17 protein-coding genes and 1 tRNA gene are annotated in these 19,629 nt (G+C 73.6%); 10 read left to right on the top strand and 8 right to left on the bottom strand.

Going from position 1 to position 19,629, the window contains the following annotated elements:
- Nucleotides 1–13: 13 nt before the first annotated feature.
- Nucleotides 14–796: an ABC transporter ATP-binding protein gene (locus tag ACIGXW_RS25620; protein WP_399575167.1), complete on the bottom strand. Its 783-nt coding sequence runs from the start codon at nt 794–796 to the stop codon at nt 14–16.
- A gap of 401 nt (nt 797–1,197) precedes the next feature.
- On the opposite strand from ACIGXW_RS25620, the gene ACIGXW_RS25615 reads away from it, so the two are divergent.
- A tRNA-Leu gene (locus ACIGXW_RS25615) sits at nt 1,198–1,280 on the top strand.
- Between the two features lie 241 nt (nt 1,281–1,521).
- The gene (locus ACIGXW_RS25610; protein ID WP_399575166.1) at nt 1,522–2,403 is read left to right on the top strand and encodes a Bax inhibitor-1/YccA family protein; all 882 of its coding nucleotides are present in this window, start codon (nt 1,522–1,524) and stop codon (nt 2,401–2,403) included.
- A 105-nt stretch (nt 2,404–2,508) separates the two neighbouring features.
- On the opposite strand, the gene ACIGXW_RS25605 is transcribed toward ACIGXW_RS25610, so the two are convergent.
- Nucleotides 2,509–2,739 carry a DUF4287 domain-containing protein gene (locus ACIGXW_RS25605; RefSeq protein WP_071965358.1) on the bottom strand — a complete coding sequence of 77 codons (231 nt, stop codon included), beginning with the start codon at nt 2,737–2,739 and terminating at the stop codon, nt 2,509–2,511.
- Between the two features lie 98 nt (nt 2,740–2,837).
- Here ACIGXW_RS25605 and ACIGXW_RS25600 point away from each other — a divergent pair, with 98 nt between their 5' ends.
- Nucleotides 2,838–3,164 (top strand): hypothetical protein, encoded by a 327-nt coding sequence (locus ACIGXW_RS25600; RefSeq protein ID WP_360908711.1) that lies wholly within the window; start codon nt 2,838–2,840, stop codon nt 3,162–3,164.
- Nucleotides 3,165–3,211: 47 nt separating this feature from the next.
- Here ACIGXW_RS25600 and ACIGXW_RS25595 read toward each other — a convergent pair whose 3' ends face one another.
- The 3 genes from ACIGXW_RS25595 to ACIGXW_RS25585 form a co-directional block, all read right to left on the bottom strand.
- Entirely contained in the window at nt 3,212–4,024 is an 813-nt protein-coding gene (locus ACIGXW_RS25595) for a hypothetical protein (RefSeq protein WP_399575165.1), read from the bottom strand.
- Between the two features lie 393 nt (nt 4,025–4,417).
- The gene (locus ACIGXW_RS25590) at nt 4,418–5,638 is read right to left on the bottom strand and encodes an acetyl-CoA C-acetyltransferase (RefSeq protein ID WP_360908707.1); all 1,221 of its coding nucleotides are present in this window, start codon (nt 5,636–5,638) and stop codon (nt 4,418–4,420) included.
- 147 nt (nt 5,639–5,785) lie between these two features.
- On the bottom strand, nt 5,786–6,811 hold the full coding sequence (locus ACIGXW_RS25585) for an SGNH/GDSL hydrolase family protein (RefSeq protein ID WP_071965332.1): 1,026 nt from the start codon (nt 6,809–6,811) through the stop codon (nt 5,786–5,788).
- Nucleotides 6,812–7,029: 218 nt separating this feature from the next.
- Here ACIGXW_RS25585 and ACIGXW_RS25580 point away from each other — a divergent pair, with 218 nt between their 5' ends.
- On the top strand, nt 7,030–8,430 hold the full coding sequence (locus tag ACIGXW_RS25580; protein ID WP_399575164.1) for a cystathionine beta-synthase: 1,401 nt from the start codon (nt 7,030–7,032) through the stop codon (nt 8,428–8,430).
- Between the two features lie 380 nt (nt 8,431–8,810).
- Here ACIGXW_RS25580 and ACIGXW_RS25575 read toward each other — a convergent pair whose 3' ends face one another.
- Complete coding sequence (locus ACIGXW_RS25575; protein WP_071965333.1) at nt 8,811–9,242, bottom strand: hypothetical protein; 432 nt, start codon at nt 9,240–9,242, stop codon at nt 8,811–8,813.
- 109 nt (nt 9,243–9,351) lie between these two features.
- Here ACIGXW_RS25575 and ACIGXW_RS25570 point away from each other — a divergent pair, with 109 nt between their 5' ends.
- Together ACIGXW_RS25570 and ACIGXW_RS25565 are read left to right on the top strand one after the other, a co-directional pair.
- Nucleotides 9,352–10,713 (top strand): acyl-CoA synthetase, encoded by a 1,362-nt coding sequence (locus tag ACIGXW_RS25570; protein ID WP_071965334.1) that lies wholly within the window; start codon nt 9,352–9,354, stop codon nt 10,711–10,713.
- Nucleotides 10,714–10,799: 86 nt separating this feature from the next.
- Entirely contained in the window at nt 10,800–11,651 is an 852-nt protein-coding gene (locus ACIGXW_RS25565; protein WP_071965335.1) for a MurR/RpiR family transcriptional regulator, read from the top strand.
- 20 nt (nt 11,652–11,671) lie between these two features.
- On the opposite strand, the gene ACIGXW_RS25560 is transcribed toward ACIGXW_RS25565, so the two are convergent.
- Nucleotides 11,672–12,967 carry an alpha/beta hydrolase family protein gene (locus ACIGXW_RS25560; protein WP_399575163.1) on the bottom strand — a complete coding sequence of 432 codons (1,296 nt, stop codon included), beginning with the start codon at nt 12,965–12,967 and terminating at the stop codon, nt 11,672–11,674.
- A 202-nt stretch (nt 12,968–13,169) separates the two neighbouring features.
- Here ACIGXW_RS25560 and ACIGXW_RS25555 point away from each other — a divergent pair, with 202 nt between their 5' ends.
- Nucleotides 13,170–13,775, top strand: coding sequence for a hypothetical protein (locus ACIGXW_RS25555; RefSeq protein WP_071965337.1), 606 nt, complete (start codon nt 13,170–13,172; stop codon nt 13,773–13,775).
- Here the strand turns inward: ACIGXW_RS25555 and ACIGXW_RS25550 are convergent.
- The gene (locus ACIGXW_RS25550; protein WP_399575162.1) at nt 13,753–15,129 is read right to left on the bottom strand and encodes a diaminopimelate decarboxylase; all 1,377 of its coding nucleotides are present in this window, start codon (nt 15,127–15,129) and stop codon (nt 13,753–13,755) included. The two genes, ACIGXW_RS25555 and ACIGXW_RS25550, sit on opposite strands and share 23 nt — an antisense overlap.
- Nucleotides 15,130–15,242: 113 nt before the next feature.
- On the opposite strand from ACIGXW_RS25550, the gene hutU reads away from it, so the two are divergent.
- The 3 genes from hutU to ACIGXW_RS25535 all read left to right on the top strand — a co-directional run bounded on the left by hutU (nt 15,243) and on the right by ACIGXW_RS25535 (nt 19,611).
- Complete coding sequence (gene hutU, locus ACIGXW_RS25545; RefSeq protein WP_399575161.1) at nt 15,243–16,901, top strand: urocanate hydratase; 1,659 nt, start codon at nt 15,243–15,245, stop codon at nt 16,899–16,901.
- Between the two features lie 197 nt (nt 16,902–17,098).
- A complete protein-coding gene (locus ACIGXW_RS25540) occupies nt 17,099–18,286 on the top strand; it encodes an allantoate amidohydrolase (protein ID WP_399575160.1) in 1,188 nt (395 codons plus the stop codon).
- The gene (locus ACIGXW_RS25535) at nt 18,277–19,611 is read left to right on the top strand and encodes a formimidoylglutamate deiminase (RefSeq protein ID WP_399575159.1); all 1,335 of its coding nucleotides are present in this window, start codon (nt 18,277–18,279) and stop codon (nt 19,609–19,611) included. Before ACIGXW_RS25540 ends, ACIGXW_RS25535 begins: the two co-directional genes overlap by 10 nt.
- Nucleotides 19,612–19,629 lie beyond the last annotated feature (18 nt).

The following is a 19,629-nucleotide window of genomic DNA, read 5'->3' as shown; positions in this document are numbered from 1 at the left end:
AATCCGGCGGGGATCAGCTCGTGCGGCCCTTGGCGTCGAAACGCTTCATGCGGTCCAGGACGGCGTCGGCGGTGGGCTCGCGCAGCTCGTCGACGATGCGGCCGTCGGCGAGGAAGACGACGCGGTCGGCGTAGGAGGCGGCGACGGGGTCGTGGGTGACCATGACGACGGTCTGGCCGAGCTCGCGCACCGAGTTGCGCAGGAAGCCCAGCACCTCGGCGCCGGAGCGGGAGTCGAGGTTGCCGGTGGGCTCGTCGGCGAACATGATCTCGGGGCGGCCGGCCAGGGCGCGGGCGACGGCCACGCGCTGCTGCTGACCGCCGGAGAGCTGGTTCGGGCGGTGCTTGAGGCGTCCGGAGAGGCCGACGGTGTCGACGACCATGTCCAGCCACTGCTTGTCGGGCTTGCGGCCGGCGATGTCCATGGGGAGCGTGATGTTCTCGAGGGCGTTGAGCGTCGGCAGCAGGTTGAAGGCCTGGAAGATGAAGCCGATCTTGTCGCGGCGCAGCCGGGTGAGCTTCTTGTCGTTCAGGCCGGTCAGCTCGACGTCGCCGATGCGGGCCGAGCCGCCGGAGACGGAGTCGAGGCCGGCCATGCAGTGCATCAGCGTCGACTTGCCGGAGCCGGAGGGGCCCATGATCGCGGTGAACTCGGCCTGCCGGAAATCCACGGACACGGCGTCCAGGGCGACCACCTGGGTCTCGCCCTGTCCGTAGACCTTGGTGAGATCCGTGGCACGGGCGGCCACCGCGGCGGTGCGGACGGCGGCCGGGGCGCCGAAGGGGGTGGTGGTCACAGGGGAGCACTCCTGTCGGGACGGTCGGTTCAGGTACGTACTCCATGCTCCGGTGCCCCACCCCCCGTACGGATCAGCCGTAGCTCCCGTTCCGGGACATGCTCGGGAGGTACTCCAGGGGGCCGCCGTCATCCCTGGGTAGGAGACCGGATGCTTACCGAGGGCGACGAGATTGCGACAATTCCGGTTCATGCCGGGGGTGGGGTGGTGAACGGGGGAGATCGGCCCCTGGCATGTGCCAAAGGCGTCATCCCAGCGCTGATGGGCCCTCAGTTGCCAATAAAATAAGACAACCTCGGGTCATCGTTCCGCTGTTTGGGGGTCGCTCCCCGGCTAGGCTCGTCCTGCTCTCTTCGAGGGGAGGAACGCGCGCCTCCCCTGCTGTGCTGCCCGAGAGCCCCGCCCGGATGGTGGAATGCAGACACGGCGAGCTTAAACCTCGCTGGCCCTTCGGGCCGTGCCGGTTCAAGTCCGGCTCCGGGCACCGCCTTGCCGTCCACGCCTTGCCGTCCACTTGCCGCCCGCGCCTCTTCGGGGGCTCTTGGCACTTCCTTAGCGCTCTTCTTCTCTTTACCGTCTTCCGCACGGAACCGACTGCCGTCGGTTCGCGTTGTCCGGTACGTGGGCAAGGGAAGAAAAGATCGTCCCGAAGCAGGAGAGCCATTCTTTTGCCTACCTATTACCCTTGACGCCAAGGCCGCGCAGTGTGGCCATGGAGGAGTGAGATGAGGAGCAGCAACCCGGTCTTCTCGCGACGGGGGTTCAGCCGCGGCGACAGCGGCTACGCGGGCTTCGGCGCGACGCCGCAGGCCGGGACCGCGGCCCAGGGAAACCCGTACGCGCAGCCGACCAACCCGTACGCCCAGCCCACCAACCCCTACGCGACCAACCCGTACGCCCAGGGCGGTCCTGACCTTCAGCAGGGCTACCCGCAGGCGCCGGTCCAGACCGCCGGCCGGATGACGATGGACGACGTCGTCGCCCGCACCGGCATCACGCTGGGCACGGTCGTCGTGGCCGCCGGCGCGGCGTGGGCGCTCTCGCTGCCCGTGGGCCTCGGCTTCGCCGCCGGTCTGGTGGCGATGGTGCTGGGTCTTGTCCAGTCGTTCAAGGCCAAGCCCTCCCCCGCCCTGATCCTGGGCTACGCGGTCTTCGAGGGTCTCTTCCTCGGTGTGATCAGCCAGGCGTACAACAACGTCGCGCACGGCGCCCCGATGCAGGCGGTGCTGGGCACGATGGCCGTCTTCGCGGGCGTGCTCATCGCGTACCGGACCCGCATCATCCGGGTCGACCGGCGGTTCACCCGCTTCGTGATCGGCGCCGCGATCGGCTTCCTCCTGCTGATGGTGGCGAACTCCCTGTTCGCCGTCTTCGGCGGTGGTGACGGTCTGGGCTTCCGCAGCGGCGGCCTCGGCATCGCCGTCGGCGTCGTGGGCGTCCTGCTGGGTGCGGCGTTCCTGGCGCTGGACTTCAAGCAGATCGAGGACGGCGTCCGCTACGGCGCCCCCCGCGAGGAGTCCTGGCTGGCGGCCTTCGGTCTGACGCTGTCCCTCGTGTGGATCTACACGGAGATCCTCCGGATCATCGCGATCCTGAATAACGACTAGTGGATCCCTCGCGCCGTGCGAGCGCGCGGCGTGGATAAATCCACGACAGGGCCCGGGAAGGCAATGCCTTCCCGGGCCCTGTCCCGTTTTCTTGGCGCGCGCCCGCTACCGAAGCTTCCGCGCGGCCCGGCGGAGGTCGTACTCGTGGACGATCGCCTTTGCGTGGCCGTAAGCGAGATTGTGCTCTCCGCGCAGCCAGCTGACCTTCTCCTCGAAGCGGAAGAGAGAAGGTCCTTCCTCGACCGTGCGCAGCCAGTCGGCGACTTCGCGGCCGGTGCAGTGGGGGATTCGGGAGAGCAGGTTCCGGTGGGTCTCGTCGGAGAAGACGTGGGACATCGGCGCCTCCGGACGCGTCGAATGATGGTCCTTCATGTCACCGTGCCCGAGTGTTCAAGCGTTGGCAACAGTCGGTGGGCGGCGCATAGGCTCGTGGCGTGGATGACGTGACGCCTCTTCTGGCCGCTGTGGACACCTTCGCCGACCGGCTGCGGGCCCTGCCGCAGTCCCGACTCAGCCGCGGCGCGGCCGCGGAAGCGCTGGCCCTGGCCCGAGAGTTGGCCGCCTGGACCCAGCACATCGAGGAGCCGGGGGCGGCGTCGGTGCGGGAGATGCCGGAGGCGGGGATGTTCGCGGTGGCCGACCAAGTGGCGGTGGCCGGTCACGATTTGGCCGAAGCCCTCATCGCCTCGGGAGCGGTCGCGGAGGGCGTGAGCCGGGGCGTGGAGCTGGTGGAGGCGGCGGCACGGCGCTGCGGGCTGTAGGCGGGGGCCCTGCGGGCACGGCAGGCCCGCGCCGGGCCCCGGTCGGCCTACAGCGAGGCGATGACGCGGTCCGCCAGCACGTAGACGGTCTCCGCCTCGCACTGGAACGTCAGGGCGTACGCGCCGGAGACGCCCGAGCCGCCCAGCAGGACGGGGGCCTCCCCGGCCCGCAGGGCCTGCGCGAGGCGCTCGGCGGTCTCGCGGTGGCCGGGGGTCATGCAGACCGTGGTGCCGTCCGCGAAGACGTAGACGTCGAGGGTGCCCAGCGGGCCCGGGCGGACGTCGGCCAGCGGGACGCGGGCGTCGGCCAGCTCGTCGAGGCGCTCGACGGTGCGCTCGTGGTCGGTGACGGCCGAGGCCGCGGGGGTGAAGTCCGGGTGCGAGGGGTGGCGGCGGCGCGCGGCGGCCAGCTCGGGGGAGTCCGCGGCCTCGGACTCGAAGTCGGCCAGCGGGTCGAGGCCGGCGAAGTCGGCCTGCCGGGGAAGGTGGAGCCCGCCGTACAGGCCCTCCAGGAGCGGCTCGTCGACCGGGCCGCCCAGCAGCGAGGGGGCGTCGGCGGCGGTGCCGTGCTCGCGGGCCTCCTGCGCGGCCCAGAATGCACGGGCCTCGGCCAGCTCCCGCTCGCGCTCCTCCGCGAGCGCGTCGGCGACGGCTTCGCGTATCTCCGCCAGCTCGGCGACCGGTGCGGTACGCGCGGACGGCACCGGGGCGTGCGCACGGCTGTCCGCGGTGGCGGCGGCCAGGTCGGCGCGCAGGGCCGTGATCTGGCGGCGCAGACCGCGAGTGCTGTACAGGGCGGCGGCGCCCGCGGCCGTGGCGGTGGCAGCGGCCAGCAGCAGGGCAAGAGACATGGCGCTCACTGACGTACTCCCGGTTGCTATGGATCCCCCGAATTCCTACCTCAGCTTTGCGCACGCCTCCGGGGCCCCACAGTGCAATACGTCATGAACCGGGCGGGACTTTCGGCCCAGCCGTTGCCCCTTCAACCACTCTGACCTGGGGAAACGAATCTCCCCCGGGATGTTGGTCACATCCTGGGGGAGATTCGGTCACGTTTCGGCAAGGTGGGCGGTGGTTGCTGTTGGCAGTTGCCCGGCAGCCCGGGGCTCCGCCCCGGACCCCGGTCCTCAATCGCCGGACGGGCTGAAAACGCTCAGCTCAGCCGCTCGCTTCTTCTGTCGCGCTGAGCTTCGCCTCCGCTGCGGGCAGGTGCCGCCTTCGTTCCTCAGGCGCCCCCTACCCTCCGCTGCGCCTCAGCTCAGCCGCTCGATCACCATCGCCATGCCCTGGCCGCCGCCCACGCACATCGTCTCCAGGCCGAACTGCTTGTCGTGGAACTGGAGCGAGTTGATCAGCGTGCCCGTGATGCGCGCGCCGGTCATGCCGAAGGGGTGGCCGACCGCGATGGCGCCGCCGTTGACGTTGAGCTTGTCGATGTCGATGCCCAGGTCGCGGTAGGAGGGGATGACCTGCGCGGCGAACGCCTCGTTGATCTCGACCAGGTCGATGTCGCCGATGGTCAGGCCGGCCCGCCGCAGGGCCTGGTTGCTGGCCTCCACCGGGCCGTAGCCCATGATCTCGGGGGAGAGCGCCGAGACGCCCGTCGAGACGATCCGGGCCAGCGGGGTCAGGCCCAGCTCGCGCGCCTTGGTGTCGGACATGATCACCAGGGCGGCGGCGCCGTCGTTGAGCGGGCAGCAGTTGGCGGCGGTGATCAGGCCGTCCGGGCGGAAGGCGGGCTTGAGGCCCTGGACGCCCTCCAGGGTGACGCCCGCGCGGGGGCCGTCGTCCTGGGAGACGACCGTGCCGTCGGGGAGGGTCACCGGGGTGATCTCGCGCTCCCAGAAGCCCTTGGCCAGGGCCTGCTCGGCGAGGTTCTGCGACCGTACGCCGAACTCGTCCATGTCCTGGCGGGTGACGCCCTTGAGGCGCGCCAGGTTCTCGGCGGTCTGACCCATCGCGATGTAGGCGTCCGGCACCAGGCCGTCCTCGCGCGGGTCGTGCCAGCCCTCGCCGCCCTGCTCGGCGCGGGCGGCCGTGCGGGCCTCGGCGTCGGCGAAGAGCGGGTTGTGGGTGCCGGGCATGCCGTCGGAGGAGCCGTTGACCGAACGCGAGACGCACTCGACGCCCGCCGAGATGAAGACGTCGCCCTCGCCCGCCTTGATGGCGTGCAGCGCCATCCGCGAGGTCTGCAGCGAGGAGGCGCAGTAGCGGGTGATCGTGGTGGCGGGCAGGTGGTCCATGCCCATCTGCACGGCCACGATGCGGCCCAGGTTGTGGCCCTGCTCGCCGCCGGGCAGGCCGCAGCCGAGCATCAGGTCGTCGATCTCGCGCGGGTCGAGCCCGGGCACCTTGGCGAGCGCCGCCTGGATGATCGTGGCGGTGAGGTCGTCGGGCCGCAGCTCCTTCAGGGAGCCCTTGAAGGCGCGACCGATCGGGGAGCGGGCGGTTGAGACGATCACGGCTTCGGGCATCACGGCTCCAGGGCGCTGATGGGCTTACTCTCCGGACTCTCCGGGAAGTTACCCGCACGTAGGGCTCGGGTCACGCGCTCGCGGCTGTGATGCGGGCCTCTTTACCGAGCAAGCGCTCAGTCGGCGTTTCCTCCAGGCTACGTCCGGCTACGTCCGGTCCCTGGCGCGGAAGTGGTTGACCACCGCCTCCGTGTGCACGGGCAGCCGCCGGCGCTTGCGGTGCTTGAGCAGGGCCCAGCGGCCGCGTGCCGTCGGCGTGACCTCGGTGCCGCCCTCGGCGGCCGCCTCCGCCGCCGCCCGGGCCACCGGCAGGATGCCCTCGCGGCGCGCCGCGTCCGGGCGCTCCTCGTCCTCGGGCCACAGCCCCAGCGCCGCGCAGAGCGTGGGCAGCACGGCCATGGCCGCGGTGGCGTAGCCCTCGGCGGAGGGGTGGTAGTTGTCCGGGCCGAACAGCTCGCGGGGGTTCGCCGCGAACTCCGGGCCCAGCAGGTCGCCGAGCGAGACCGTGCGGCCGCCCGCCTCCAGCACCCCTATCGTCTGCGCCGCCGCCAGCTGGCGGCTCAGCCGCCGGGCCAGCCAGCGCAGCGGCTGGTAGACCGGCTCGATCGTGCCCAGGTCGGGGCAGGTGCCCACCACCACCTCGCAGCCCGCGTCCCGCAGCCTGCGCACCGCTTCCGACAGCAGGCGCACGGAGCGGGCGTAGGGCACGCGGTGGGTGACGTCATTGGCGCCGATCATGATCACGCAGACGTCGGGGGTGCGCTCCGGGTCGGACAGGATCTGGGTGACCTGCCGCTCCAGGTCGTAGGACTGCGCTCCGGACAGCGCCACCGTGCGCAGCTCCACCGGTCGCTCGGCGACCGCCGCGAGCCCGGTGGCCAGCAGGGCCCCCGGGGTCTGGCGGGGGCGGTGCACGCCCTGGCCGGCGGCCGTGGAGTCGCCCAGGACGCCCAGCCGCAGGGGCGGCCGGCCCAGCCGGTGCACGAAGGCGGAGCCGTAGCGGCCGTCCGCGTGCGGCGGGGTGTCGCCGTGGCCGCCGACCACGCGCCTGGCCAGCGCGACCTCGGTGAGCAGGAGGCCGAGCGCGGCCCCGCCCAGCAGGCCCGCACCGCCGCCTCCGTACGCCGCCGCAGCCGCGATCCGCCGTGCGACCCTCGCCCTCTGCATGGACATCGGCCGGCCTCCTCGACGCCAGGAAACTCGTTAATAAGCCGTTTTACAAATACTTCATCAAAGCTTCACGAAGCCTGTGCACCCTTGTCGGGGCGCGCTATCAGCAGGTTGCCCCGGGGACCGCCGCGCGCAACGCGCCACTAGTGCAGTCGGACGCGCAATAGGCTGGGCATACGGGTACGCGACGACCGCTAGTGCCCCTGACCGCGGAGATCACCGTGCAGTATCACGATTCGATGATTGAGCTCGTCGGCAACACCCCGCTCGTCAAGCTCAACAGCGTGACCGATGGCATCCAGGCCACCGTGCTTGCCAAGGTCGAGTACTTCAACCCCGGCGGTTCCGTGAAGGACCGGATCGCTCTGCGGATGATCGAAGCCGCGGAGAAGTCGGGCGAGCTCAAGCCGGGCGGCACCATCGTCGAGCCGACCTCCGGCAACACGGGCGTGGGCCTGGCCATCGTGGCCCAGCAGAAGGGCTACAAGTGCATCTTCGTGTGCCCTGACAAGGTGTCCCAGGACAAGATCAACGTACTGCGGGCGTACGGGGCAGAGGTCGTCGTCTGCCCGACCGCCGTCGACCCCGAGCACCCGGACTCGTACTACAACGTCTCCGACCGGCTCGTGCGCGAGACGCCGAACGCCTGGAAGCCGAACCAGTACAGCAACCCCAACAACCCGCTCTCGCACTACGAGTCGACCGGTCCCGAGCTGTGGGCGCAGACGGAGGGGAAGATCACCCACTTCGTGGCGGGCTGCGGCACCGGCGGCACCATCAGCGGCACCGGCCGCTACCTCAAGGAGATCAGCGACGGCCGGGTCAAGGTCATCGGCTCCGACCCCGAGGGCTCGGTCTACAGCGGCGGTTCCGGCCGGCCGTACCTGATCGAGGGCGTCGGTGAGGACTTCTGGCCGGAGTGCTACGACGGCACGGTGATCGACGAGATCATCGCGGTCTCCGACAAGGACGCCTTCCAGATGACGCGCCGCCTCGCCAAGGAGGAGGGCCTGCTCGTCGGCGGCTCCTGCGGCATGGCGGTCGTCTCCGCCCTGCGCGCGGCCGAGGGCCTCGGCCCGGACGACGTGGTCGTCGTCCTGCTGCCCGACAGCGGCCGCGGCTACCTGAGCAAGATCTTCAACGACGAGTGGATGGCGGACTACGGCTTCCTGGAGGAGCCCGGCGACGCCGCGCGCGTCGGCGACGTCCTGCGGCGCAAGGACGGCGGCCTGCCCTCGCTGGTGCACATGCACCCCGAGGAGACCGTCGGCGAGGCGATCCACGTGCTGCGCGAGTACGGCGTCTCGCAGATGCCGATCGTCAAGCCGGGCGCCGGCCACCCCGACGTCATGGCCGCCGAGGTCATCGGCTCGGTCGTCGAACGCGACCTGCTGGACGCGCTGTTCACCCAGCGCGCCTCGCTCGAGGACCCGCTGGAGAAGCACATGAGCCTGCCGCTGCCGGTGGTCGGCGCCGGTGAGCCGGTCGCGGACCTGATGGCCGTGCTCGGCAGCGCGGACGCCGCCATCGTGATCGTCGAGGGCAAGCCCACCGGTGTGGTGAGCCGTCAGGACCTGCTGGCCTTCCTGGCCGAGGGCGGCAACGGCGGCGCGGCCAAGTAACCGCCCTTCCGGCGGCCGCCGCACGCGGGCCGGCCGCCCGTCGAAAGATGCACGCGGGCGTCACGTGCGCGCAGCATCCGCTTAACACGGGCCCGGCATAGTGAGGGTTGCCGGTGCGGGGGACACCTCCGGGCCGGCATCCCGAGTGCGGCGGCAGGAAAATCCGGAGCGGCTCCCGGACTTCCACGGCCGTCCGGACGCGGCACCGGCACCCGGCACCCCCGGGGCTGGCCGGGTCCGTCGCGGGGACCGCCGCCGTCCCGACCCCGGCTCCGGCCGGGGTGCGGCGGCCCCCGCCGAACTCCCCGCCCGCGCGAGGGGCGTCGGTCCTTCGCCCCCTCCCGCGGGCGGCGCAGTCCCGCGGCACGCAGGACGCCGGGCTAGTCCCGCTCCCCGCCCCGCCGGCGGTCACCCGCACCCCACGGCAGCCCTCCCGCGGCGTGGACGGCGTTCACGCCCACGATCCCCGCCCAGGTCACCAGCAGGCCCGGCAGGTGGGCGTTGACGGCGCCGATCGCCGACAGCGGGACGGCGAGCACCAGCGACACCGCGGCGAAGCCGAAGCGTTCGCCGAAGCTCCCCGTGCCCGCCGCGCCTTCCCGCCCGCCGCCGCGGGCCGCCTCCATCCGGCGCTCGGCCAGATGCCGGCGCACCTGCCGGTCCGCCGAGGCGTCCAGCTTCTGCTCGATGCGGTGCTCCACCTTCTCCAGGAAGGAGTCGATGAGCTCCGACTCGTACTCCGCGCCCAGCTCCTTGCGGGCCTGCACGGTCGCGTCGAGGTCCTTCTTCAGGTCGGGGTCCCGGGCCATCATGCCTTCGACGGTACGGTCGCCGGGGGCCCCGCGTCGGTGGGGCCAGCACCCGTATCCGCAGAGGGGGTGCCCCCCGTTCGCCGGGGGCGCCCGTGGAAGGAGCACCTCCATGTCCGTACCCCTGCTGTCCGCCCTCGCCGCGCCGGACGCGGCCGACCGGCCGGACGCGCTGACCGTCGCCGGGCGGTCCTGCTCGCGGGAGGAACTCCTGGGCGCCGCGGGGGCGGTGGCCGCGCGGATCGCGGGGGCCGCGTCCGTGGCCGTGCGGGCCGAGGCCGTGCCCGAGACCGTCGTCGCCGTGGTGGGCGCCCTGCTGGCGGGGGTGCCGGTCGTGCCGCTGCCGCCGGACGCCGGGACGGCCGAGCGCGAGCACATCCTGCGCGACTCCGGCGCCGAGCTGGTGCTGGGCGAGGACGTGCCGGTGGACCTGCGGGAGCGCGGCGCGTGGTCCGGCCCCGAACCGGACGCGAAGACGACCGCGTTCGTGCTCTACACCTCCGGCACGACCGGGGCGCCCAAGGGCGCGCTCATCCCGCGCGGCGCCGTCGCCGCGGGCCTGGACGGGCTCGCGGAGGCCTGGCAGTGGACGGCAGAGGACACGCTCGTGCACGGGCTGCCGCTCTTCCACGTCCACGGCCTCGTCCTGGGCGTGCTGGGCGCCCTGCGCACCGGCTGCCGCCTGGTGCACACCGGCCGTCCCACCCCCGAGGCGTACGCGGCGGCCGGCGGCAGCCTCTACTTCGGGGTGCCGACCGTGTGGTCGCGCGTGGTCCGCGAGCCGTCCGCCGCCCGGGCCCTGAGCGGGGCGCGGCTGCTGGTGTCGGGCAGCGCGGCGCTGCCCGCGCCCGTCTTCCGCGACCTGGAGGCGCTCACAGGACAGCGGCCCGTCGAGCGCTACGGCATGACCGAGACCCTGATCACCGTCTCCACCCGGGCCGACGGCGACCGCCGCCAGGGCTCGGTGGGCCTGCCGCTGCGCGGCGTACGGACCCGGGTGGTGGCCACCGGCGAGGAGGGCGGCATCGGGGAGCTGGAGGTGTGCGGCCCGACGCTGTTCTCCGGGTACCTGGGCCGGCCCGAGGCGACGGCGGCCTCCTTCACGGCCGACGGCTGGTTCCGCACGGGCGACATCGCCTCCCTCGACGCCGACGGCACCCACCGCATCGTGGGCCGCGCCTCCACCGACCTGATCAAGTCCGGGGGGTACCGCATCGGGGCGGGCGAGGTGGAGAACGCGCTGCTGGACCACCCGGCGGTCAGCGAGGCCGCCGTGGTCGGCGTGGCGCACGAGGACTTGGGCCAGGAGGTCGTCGCCTATGTGGTGGCCGACGGCGTCGGCGAGCGGGAGCTGATCGACTTCGTGGCCGGCCACCTCTCCGCGCACAAGCGCCCGCGGCGCATCCGCTTCCTGGAGGCGCTGCCGCGCAACGCGATGGGCAAGCCGCAGAAGAAGCTGCTGCCGCCGCTGTGAGCGCCCGGCGCGTCGCGTACGCTGCATAATTTCATGCAGGGCTCGGATCAAATGAATGATCAAGGGCGAACGGTCAAGGAGGGCCGATGAGCGAGACCGGGGGCGAGCCGGAGGCCATCGCGCGGCTGCAGAAGCTCTTCGAGGGGCACCGGCTGACGCCCACTCAGCGCCGCATCGCCCACTGCATGGTGCGGCGCGCCGCCGACGCGCCCTTCCTCTCCAGCGTGGAGCTCGCCGACCTCGCCGGGGTCAGCCAGCCCTCCGTCACCCGCTTCGCGGTCGCCCTCGGCTTCGACGGCTACCCCGCGCTGCGCCGGCACCTGCGCGACGTGGTCCCCGCCGTCGAGGCGCCGGCCGACAGCTCGTACAACGAGTACCAGCAGGCCGTCCACGCCGAGATCGACAACCTCCGCCACCTCGCCTCGCTGCTCTCCGACCCCGAGCCCGTCGCCCGCGCCGGGCGGCTGCTGGCCGCCTCCCGGCCGCTGCCCGTCCTGGGCCTGCGGGCCGCCGCAGCCCAGGCGGGCGGCTTCGCCTACTTCGCGCGCAAGGTCCACCCCGACGTGCGGCTGCTCAACGAGGGCGGCACGCTGCTCGTCGACCGCGTCGACGCCGCCGTGCGGGCGGGCGCGAGCGCGCTGTTGTGCTTCGCGCTGCCGCGCCACCCGCGCGAGGTCGTCGACGCCCTGGAGTACGCCCGCGGTGTCGGGCTGACGGTCGTCACGGTCGCCGACTCCACGTTCGCCCCCGTCGCCCGCCATAGCGACCTGCTGCTGCCGGCGGCCGTCGGCACGGGCCTGGCCTTCGACACGGCGTGCGCGCCGATGCTGCTGGGCCGGGTGCTGCTGGAGGCGATGTGCGACGCGCTGCCGGACGCGCAGGCGCGGCTGGAGGAGTTCGACGTGAAGGCGGCGGCGCGGGGCCTGTTCGTGGAGTGAGCGGGCGCGCCGCGTCCGGCCTAGCGGGCGTGCCGCATCTCCGGGAAGCGCTCCGAGGGGCCGTCCAGCAGATGGTCGTCCCGGCCCACGAGGAACCGGTCGAGGAACGACGCCACGTACGCCCGTGTCGCCGCCACCGCCCGCTGCGGATCCACGGTCCCCACGTTCTTGCGGACCGTCTCCCACGGCAGCGCCTGCTGCCGGGCCAGCTGCGGCAGCAGGGGTGCCGCGTCCGTGTACGCGCCGTGCTGCGAGCCGGTCAGGGTGACGTTGCCGCGCCAGCCGCGCGAGTGCTCCCACAGGGCTTTCCAGGACGGCTGCCCCTCGTACGGGCCGGAGTCCGCCGCGTCCGTGCCCATCAGCAGGAACGGCCGGTCCACGCCGTCGCGGGGCGCCGTGCCCAGGCGGCTTCCGGTGCCGTCCGGGGCGGGGAACTCCATCGTGCCGTCCATGTTGACGGCGGCCCGGACGCGGCGGTCGTCGTGCATCGTCTGCACGGCCGCGAAGCCGCCCGCCGAGTGGCCCACCATGCCCACGCGCCGCAGGTCCATGGCGTCCGCCAGGTCCTTCGGCAGGGCCGGGCGGCGCCCGGGGGCGCCGAGGACGTCCAGCACGAAGCGGGCGTCGTCGACCCGCGCCCGCAGGGCCGTGCGCAGCACCGCGTCGATGTCGGTGCCGGGTTTCGCGGCGAGCTCCGGCAGAACGGACGTCGCGAGCCGGCCGCCGGACAGGGCCACCTCCGAGGAGTCGTAGGTGTGGTCGACCGTGACGACCACATAGCCGCGTGAGGCCAGGTCCTCCACGAGCGAGGTGTTCCACGTCCGGGGGTCGCCCAGGCCCGCGGAGTACAGCACGACCGGGCGTGCGGCCCCGCGGGCTGCGGGGGCGTCCACGCGTGCGTGCGTGCGCGTGCCGGCCCAGTCCGCCGCGCCGGTGGGCACGCCCTGGTTGAGGGTGCCCGCGCCGGTCGCGGAGCCGAAGTGGGCGGCCGCACGGGGCTCCATGTGGGGCGCGGTGCGGTGGGCGGTGCCCTGATCGCCGCGGGCCGCCGGGTACCAGAAGCCGACGCTCACCTCGCGGTGGCCGCGCCCGGGGTGCCAGGGGTCCTCGCGCGAGGCGTCGACCAGGTGCCGGGTGGTGGTGCCCACGGCGTACGGGCCGGTGGGCCCGGGCAGGGCGACGCGGGCCGGGGCGGCGCCGGGGGCCGCCGCGGCGGCATTCGCGTGGGGGGCGAACGCGCTCAGCAGGCCGGTCAGCGCCAGCGCCCCCGCCGCCACCAACGCCCGTCGGCGCAGTCCCTGTTCGTTCACCGGCATCCTCGGCTCCTCCCACCGCTGTGCTGATGCGCCGACCCTAGGGACCGGCCGTGCCCGCGGGCGACATACGGGGGAGCCAACCCGCGCCTGATACCTGGGTATGACCTCCGGTGGACCGGCGATGCCCGGGCGTCTCTCAGCCGGTCCTCAGATTCGTCGGCTAGCGTGCCCGGCGCGAGCCCGAGGAACGAGGAGGTCTGACGTGGGGCGCGGAGCGTATGCGCTGGCGCGGGTCGCCGTGGTGGTCAGAGCGCCGGCCGGTCCGCTGTGGTGGCTGGGAGTGCTGAGCGCGGGTACCGGAGCCCTGGTGCCGGGGCTGACCGGGCGCCGGATCGGCCTGCTGGCCGGGGCGGCGCTGTTCATCCTCGCCGGGGCCGCGGCCTTCGCCGCGCGGCGCGGGCGGTACGCGCGCCTCGCGCGCGGCGCCTCGCGCGCGGGCCGGTCCGTCTTCCTCCAGGACCGCGCCGTGACCGCGCGCAACTGGCGGCGCGGGCGGCGCTGGTGGCTGGCGGCCGCCTTCCTCGCCGCCGTCGGCTCCTGCTTCGCGGTGCCGGCCGCGGCCGGGCTGGCCATGGCCGGCACGGCGACGGGCCTGTGGGCCAAGGCGCTGTGGCTGGGCGGCCTGGAGCGCCGCGCCGAGGCGCTGCTGTGGGTGCGCACGGACTGGGCGCAGGGCAGCCCCGCCGCCAAGGCCGTGCCCGGCTACCTCACCACGGGGCTCGCCGCGGGCGACGCCCTGCCGGGAGGCGCCCGGCGCCGGGGCGGCGCGACGCCGCCGGGCGGGGTCACGGTCGGCGCAGCGCGCTGAGGTCCGCCGCGTGGTCGCCGCCGCTCTCGGCGACGAGCTCCTCGAGGGTCTGGGGCGGTCGTACGGTCGCAAAACGCACGTCCTGTTGGTGCGCGGCAAAGCCGTAAACCCCCGGGCGGGGAAGCGTGTTGTACGCGTAGTGGTGCGAGAAGTAGTACGCGCCGGTGTCGAGCAGGGCGACGTGGTCCCCGGCCTCGATGCGGGGCAGGAGGCGGTCGACCGCGGCCAGGTCGCCCGCGAAGCAGCACGGCCCGGCGACGTCCTGCGCCACAGGGGCGGCCCGCTTGGGCCGCCCCTCGGCGTCGAACACCGCCACCCGCAGCGGCCACGACTCGGGCGCGAAGACCGTGCGCACCGCCACCTGCGCGCCCGCGTGGGTCACCGCGATCCGGCGGCCACCGGCCGACTTCGTGTACTCCACCCGGGCCAGGATCGTCCCGCTCTTGGCCAGCAGCGACCGGCCGAACTCGGTGACCAGGCCGTAGCGCCCGTCGAACAGGGCCGGGACGGTGGCGGCCAGCAGCCGCGCGTACTCGCGGTGGGTGGGCGCGACGTCGTCGGAGGCGAAGTTCACCGGCAGACCGCCACCGATGTCGACGGTGTCGATCCGGCTCCCCTGGCCGCCGACGGCCCGGTGGGCGCGGTTGACCTCCTCGGCCAGCTCGACGACCTCCCGCACCCCGGCGGCCATCAGCTCCAGCGGGCAGCCCTGCGACCCGACGTGGGCGTGGATCCGGGTCAGCCACGGCCGCCGCAGATACGCGTCCACCAGCCACTCGCGCGCCCCCTCGTCCCGCAGGGCCACACCGAACTTCGAGGTCGCGGTGGCCGTGCTGAGGGCGCCGATGCTGCCGCCGCCGACCTGGGGGTTCACCCGCAGGCCGACCGGCGAGGCGCTGGGCGCGGCGGCGAGGAGGGCGTCCAGCCGCGCCAGCTCCTCCCGGCTGTCGGCGTTGACGGTGATCCCGGTGGCGAGCGCCTCGCGCAGCTCGCCGGTGGTCTTCGCCGGCGAGTCCAGCACGGTGCGTCCGGCCGGTACGCCCGCCGCCCGGGCCAGCGCCAGCTCGCCGGGGCTCGCGACCTCGGCGCCCAGCCCTTCGGCGGCCAGCAGCCGCAGCACGGGCACCAGCGGGGTCGCCTTCACGGCGAAGGTGTGCAGGATCTCCGTCCCGCCGCCCACCTCCGCGAACGCCGCCCGCAGCGCCTCCGCCGCCGTACGGATGCCCTGTACGTCCAGCAGCGCCACGACGGGCTGCCGGGCGCTCACCACCTGCTGCCGCACGGCGGCCCGCACGGCCGCGTCCCGCCTGGCGGCGCTCGCGGCGCCTTCCCGCGCTCGTTCGTCGAGGCCCATGTGCACTACTCCACCACTGCCCGAGGCCGGTGTCCGCCGAGAAGCTGTTGACTAGCGGTATTCATCGGCTCAGACTGTGCAATGTTCCATTCAGAGCCAGGGAGGCAGGGCCCATGTCAGGACCGCGACCCGTGCGAGCGCCGCGAGGCACCGAGCTGAGCGCCCGGGGTTGGCAGCAGGAAGCCGCACTGCGGATGCTGCAGAACAACCTCGACCCGGAGGTGGCCGAGCACCCCGACAAGCTCGTCGTCTACGGCGGCACGGGCAAGGCCGCCCGCGACTGGCGCTCCTTCGACGCCATGGTCCGCACCCTGCAGAACCTCAAGCAGGACGAGACCATGCTGGTCCAGTCCGGCCGGCCGGTCGGCGTCATGCAGACCCACGAGTGGGCGCCGCGCGTACTGATCGCCAACTCCAACCTCGTCGGCGACTGGGCCAACTGGGAGGAGTTCCGCCGCCTGGAGCACCTCGGCCTGACCATGTACGGCCAGATGACGGCCGGCTCCTGGATCTACATCGGCACCCAGGGCATCCTCCAGGGCACGTACGAGACCTTCGCCGCCGTCGCGGCGAAGAAGTTCGGCGGCACCCTGGCCGGGACGATCACCCTCACCGCCGGCCTCGGCGGCATGGGCGGCGCCCAGCCGCTGGCCGTCACCATGAACGACGGCGTCGCCCTGTGCATCGACTGCGACCCGCGCGCCATCGAGCGCCGCATCGAGCACCGCTACCTCGACGTCAAGGCCGACTCCCTCGACCACGCCCTCCAGCTGGCCGTCGAGGCCCGCGACGCCCGCCGCCCGCTCTCCATCGGCGTCCTGGGCAACGCGGCCGAGCTCGTCCCGCAGCTGCTCGCCATGAACGCCCCCATCGACATCGTGACGGACCAGACCTCCGCCCACGACCCGCTGGCCTACCTGCCGATCGGCGTCGACTTCGACGAGATGGCCACCTACGCCGCCGAGAAGCCCGCCGACTTCACGGTGCGGGCGCGCGAATCGATGGCCAAGCACGTCGAGGCCATGGTCGGCTTCCAGGACGCGGGCGCCGAGGTCTTCGACTACGGCAACTCCATCCGCGGCGAGGCCCAGCTGGCCGGCTATACCCGCGCCTTCGACTTCCCCGGCTTCGTCCCCGCCTACATCCGCCCCCTCTTCTGCGAGGGCAAGGGTCCCTTCCGCTGGGCGGCGCTGTCGGGCGACCCGGCCGACATCCACAAGACCGACAAGGCGATGCTCGAACTCTTCCCCGAGAACGAGTCCCTCGCCCGTTGGATCAAGATGGCCGGGGAGCGCGTCCACTTCCAGGGCCTGCCCGCCCGCATCTGCTGGCTCGGCTACGGCGAGCGCGACAAGGCCGGCGAGCGCTTCAACGAGATGGTCGCCGACGGCACGCTCGCCGCGCCGCTGGCCATCGGCCGTGACCACCTCGACTGCGGCTCGGTGGCCTCCCCCTACCGCGAGACCGAGGCCATGCTCGACGGCTCCGACGCGATCGCGGACTGGCCGCTGCTCAACGCCATGGTCAACGTGGCCTCGGGCGCCTCGTGGGTCTCCCTCCACCACGGCGGCGGCGTCGGCATGGGCCGCTCCATCCACGCGGGCCAGGTCACGGTCGCCGACGGCACGGCGCTGGCAGGCGAGAAGATCCGCCGCGTCCTGACGAACGACCCGGGGATGGGCGTGATCCGGCACGTGGACGCCGGGTACGACATCGCGGAGACGGTGGCCGAGGACCGCGGGGTTCGCATCCCGATGCGGGAGGACTCGTGAGCGACGTTGCGGGCAATCGTGCCGCAGGGCGGCACGGGTGGGCGCAGCCGGCCCACCGGCCTGCACCGGAAGCGGGTGCCCCTGGTGGGGCTGACCGTACCCCGCCGGGTGCGGGTGGGGTTGTGCCCACCCGTTCCGCCCAGCGGAACGATTGCCCACAACCGGGGCAGCGCGCCGCAGGCGCGAGCTTCCACGAGATGTGGCGGGACCTCCTCCCCATCGGCCGTAACCAGGAAAGCGGCGGCTACCGCCGCTTCGCCTGGACCGGCGCCGACGCCGACTGCCGCGCATGGTTCCGCGCACAGGCCGAGACCCGCGGGCTCACCTACGAGCTCGACCGCAACGGCAACCAGTGGGCCTGGCTCGGCGACCCCACCGCCGGTGACGCCGTCGTCACCGGCTCCCACCTGGACTCCGTCCCGGACGGCGGCGCCTTCGACGGGCCGCTCGGCGTCGTGTCCTCCTTCGCCGCGCTGGACGAGCTGCGCTCGCGCGGCGCGAAGCCGGGCCGCCCCCTCGCCATCGTCAACTTCGGCGACGAGGAAGGCGCCCGCTTCGGCCTGGCCTGCGTCGGCTCCCGGCTGACCGCCGGGCAGCTGACCGTGGACAAGGCCCACGCCCTCCGCGACGGCGACGGGATCTCCCTGGCACAGGCCATGGAGCGCGCCGGCCACGACCCGGAGGCCATCGGGGCCGACCCCGAACGCCTCGCCCGCATCGGCGCGTTCGTGGAGCTCCACGTCGAGCAGGGCCGCGCCCTCGCCGACACGGACCACGCGGTCGGCGTCGCCTCCGCGATCTGGCCCCACGGCCGCTGGCGGTTCGACTTCCACGGCGAGGCCAACCACGCCGGCACCACCCGCATCGAGGACCGCCGCGACCCGATGCTGACCTACGCCAACACCGTGCTCGCCGCCCGCAAGAAGGCCCGCCTCGCCGGCGCCCTGGCCACCTTCGGAAAGGTGAGCGTCGAGCCCAACGGCGTCAACGCCATCGCCTCCCTCGTACGCGGCTGGCTGGACTCGCGCGCCGCCGACGAGGAGACCCTCGCCGCCGTCGTCGCCGGCATCGAGCAGGCCGCCCTCGAACGCGGGGAGCGCGACGGCGTCGACGTCCGGGTCACCCGGGAGTCCTTCACGCCCGTCGTGGAGTTCGCCCACGACCTTCGCGACGAGCTCGCCAAGCTGCTGGGCGGCGTCCCCGTGCTGCCCACGGGCGCCGGACACGACGCCGGTATCCTCTCCGGCGTCATTCCCACCGCCATGCTGTTCGTGCGCAACCCCACCGGCGTCTCGCACTCGCCCGCCGAAACGGCGTCCGAGGACGACTGCGTCGCCGGAGTGAACGCACTGGCCGACGTACTGGAGGGCCTCGCGTGCAGGTGACCTACTGGGCCGAGCACGCCTGGCTCGGCGCCTCCGTCGAGCCGGGCGTGGCCGTCGACGTCACCGACGGGCGGATCACGGCCGTGCGCACCGACGTCCCGGCCCCGCCGCCGGGCGCGGTCGCCCTGCGCGGGCTGACCCTGCCGGGGCTGGCCAACGCGCACAGCCACGCCTTCCACCGCGCTCTGCGGGGCCGCACCCAGGTCGGCGCGGGCACCTTCTGGACGTGGCGCGAGGTGATGTACAGCGTCGCCGACCGGCTCACCCCCGACAGCTACCACGCCCTCGCCCGTGCCACCTACGCCGAGATGGCGCTGGCCGGCATCACCTGCGTCGGCGAGTTCCACTACGTCCACCACGCCCCCGGCGGCACCCCCTACGCCGACCCCAACGCCATGGGCGAGGCCCTGATCGCGGCCGCCGACGAAGCCGGCATCCGCATCACCCTCCTCGACACCGCCTACCTCTCTTCGGGCTTCGGGGAGCCCCCCAACCACCACCAGCTCCGCTTCTCCGACGGCACGGCCGACGCCTGGGCCGAGCGCGCGGCCGGCCTCAAGCCGGCCGGCCACGCCCGCATCGGCGCCGCCGTGCACTCCGTGCGGGCCGTGCCCGCCGACCAGCTGGCGACCGTCGCCGGCTGGGCGGACGAGCGCCAGGCACCGCTCCACGTGCACCTCTCGGAGCAGACCGCCGAGAACGAGGCCTGCCTCGCGGCCCACGGCCGTACCCCCACGCGGCTGCTCGCCGACCACGGTGTGCTCGGGCCCCGCACCTCCGCCGTGCACGCCACGCACCTGAGCGACGAGGACATCAACCTCCTCGGCGGCTCGAACACGACGATCTGCATGTGCCCCACCACCGAACGGGACCTCGCCGACGGCACCGGCCCCGCCGTCCGCCTTCAGCAGGCCGGCAGCCCGCTGTCCCTGGGCAGCGACAGCCACGCCGTGATCGACCTGCTCGAAGAGGCCCGCGCCATGGAGCTCGACGAGCGGCTGCGCACCCGCACCCGCGGCCACTGGACGGCGTCCGCCCTGCTGCGCGCCGCCACCGCCGACGGCCACGCCTCGCTGGGCTGGGCCGACGCGGGCCGCATCGAGCCGGGCGCGCTCGCCGACTTCACGACCGTCGCGCTGGACTCGGTCCGTACCGCCGGACCGGCCCCGCGGCACGGGGCCGAGACGGCCGTATTCGCCGCGACCAGCGCGGACATCGCCCATACGGTCGTGGGCGGGCGGCACGTCGTACGGGACGGGGTCCACCAGCTCGTACCGGACGTGCCGCGGGCCCTGGCCGACTCCATCGCCGCCCTGCGCGGCTGACGCCGAGGACCGGAGACA

Origin of the sequence: Streptomyces sp. NPDC053079, from assembly GCF_044546695.1 — a bacterium.
GTDB lineage: Bacteria > Actinomycetota > Actinomycetes > Streptomycetales > Streptomycetaceae > Streptomyces.
Note: the sequence above shows the minus strand (reverse complement) of the source record. Positions and strands in the feature narration are given on the sequence as shown.

Coding starts and splice junctions, on each gene's coding strand:
- hutU (WP_399575161.1), top strand. CDS start 15,243: ATGTCAGGACCGCGACCCGTGCGAGCGCCGCGAGGCACCGAGCTGAGC.
- ACIGXW_RS25610 (WP_399575166.1), top strand. CDS start 1,522: ATGAGGAGCAGCAACCCGGTCTTCTCGCGACGGGGGTTCAGCCGCGGC.
- ACIGXW_RS25540 (WP_399575160.1), top strand. CDS start 17,099: ATGTGGCGGGACCTCCTCCCCATCGGCCGTAACCAGGAAAGCGGCGGC.
- ACIGXW_RS25565 (WP_071965335.1), top strand. CDS start 10,800: ATGAGCGAGACCGGGGGCGAGCCGGAGGCCATCGCGCGGCTGCAGAAG.
- ACIGXW_RS25585 (WP_071965332.1), bottom strand. CDS start 6,811: ATGTCCATGCAGAGGGCGAGGGTCGCACGGCGGATCGCGGCTGCGGCG.
- ACIGXW_RS25550 (WP_399575162.1), bottom strand. CDS start 15,129: ATGGGCCTCGACGAACGAGCGCGGGAAGGCGCCGCGAGCGCCGCCAGG.
- ACIGXW_RS25560 (WP_399575163.1), bottom strand. CDS start 12,967: ATGCCGGTGAACGAACAGGGACTGCGCCGACGGGCGTTGGTGGCGGCG.
- ACIGXW_RS25570 (WP_071965334.1), top strand. CDS start 9,352: ATGTCCGTACCCCTGCTGTCCGCCCTCGCCGCGCCGGACGCGGCCGAC.
- ACIGXW_RS25605 (WP_071965358.1), bottom strand. CDS start 2,739: ATGTCCCACGTCTTCTCCGACGAGACCCACCGGAACCTGCTCTCCCGA.
- ACIGXW_RS25575 (WP_071965333.1), bottom strand. CDS start 9,242: ATGATGGCCCGGGACCCCGACCTGAAGAAGGACCTCGACGCGACCGTG.
- ACIGXW_RS25590 (WP_360908707.1), bottom strand. CDS start 5,638: ATGCCCGAAGCCGTGATCGTCTCAACCGCCCGCTCCCCGATCGGTCGC.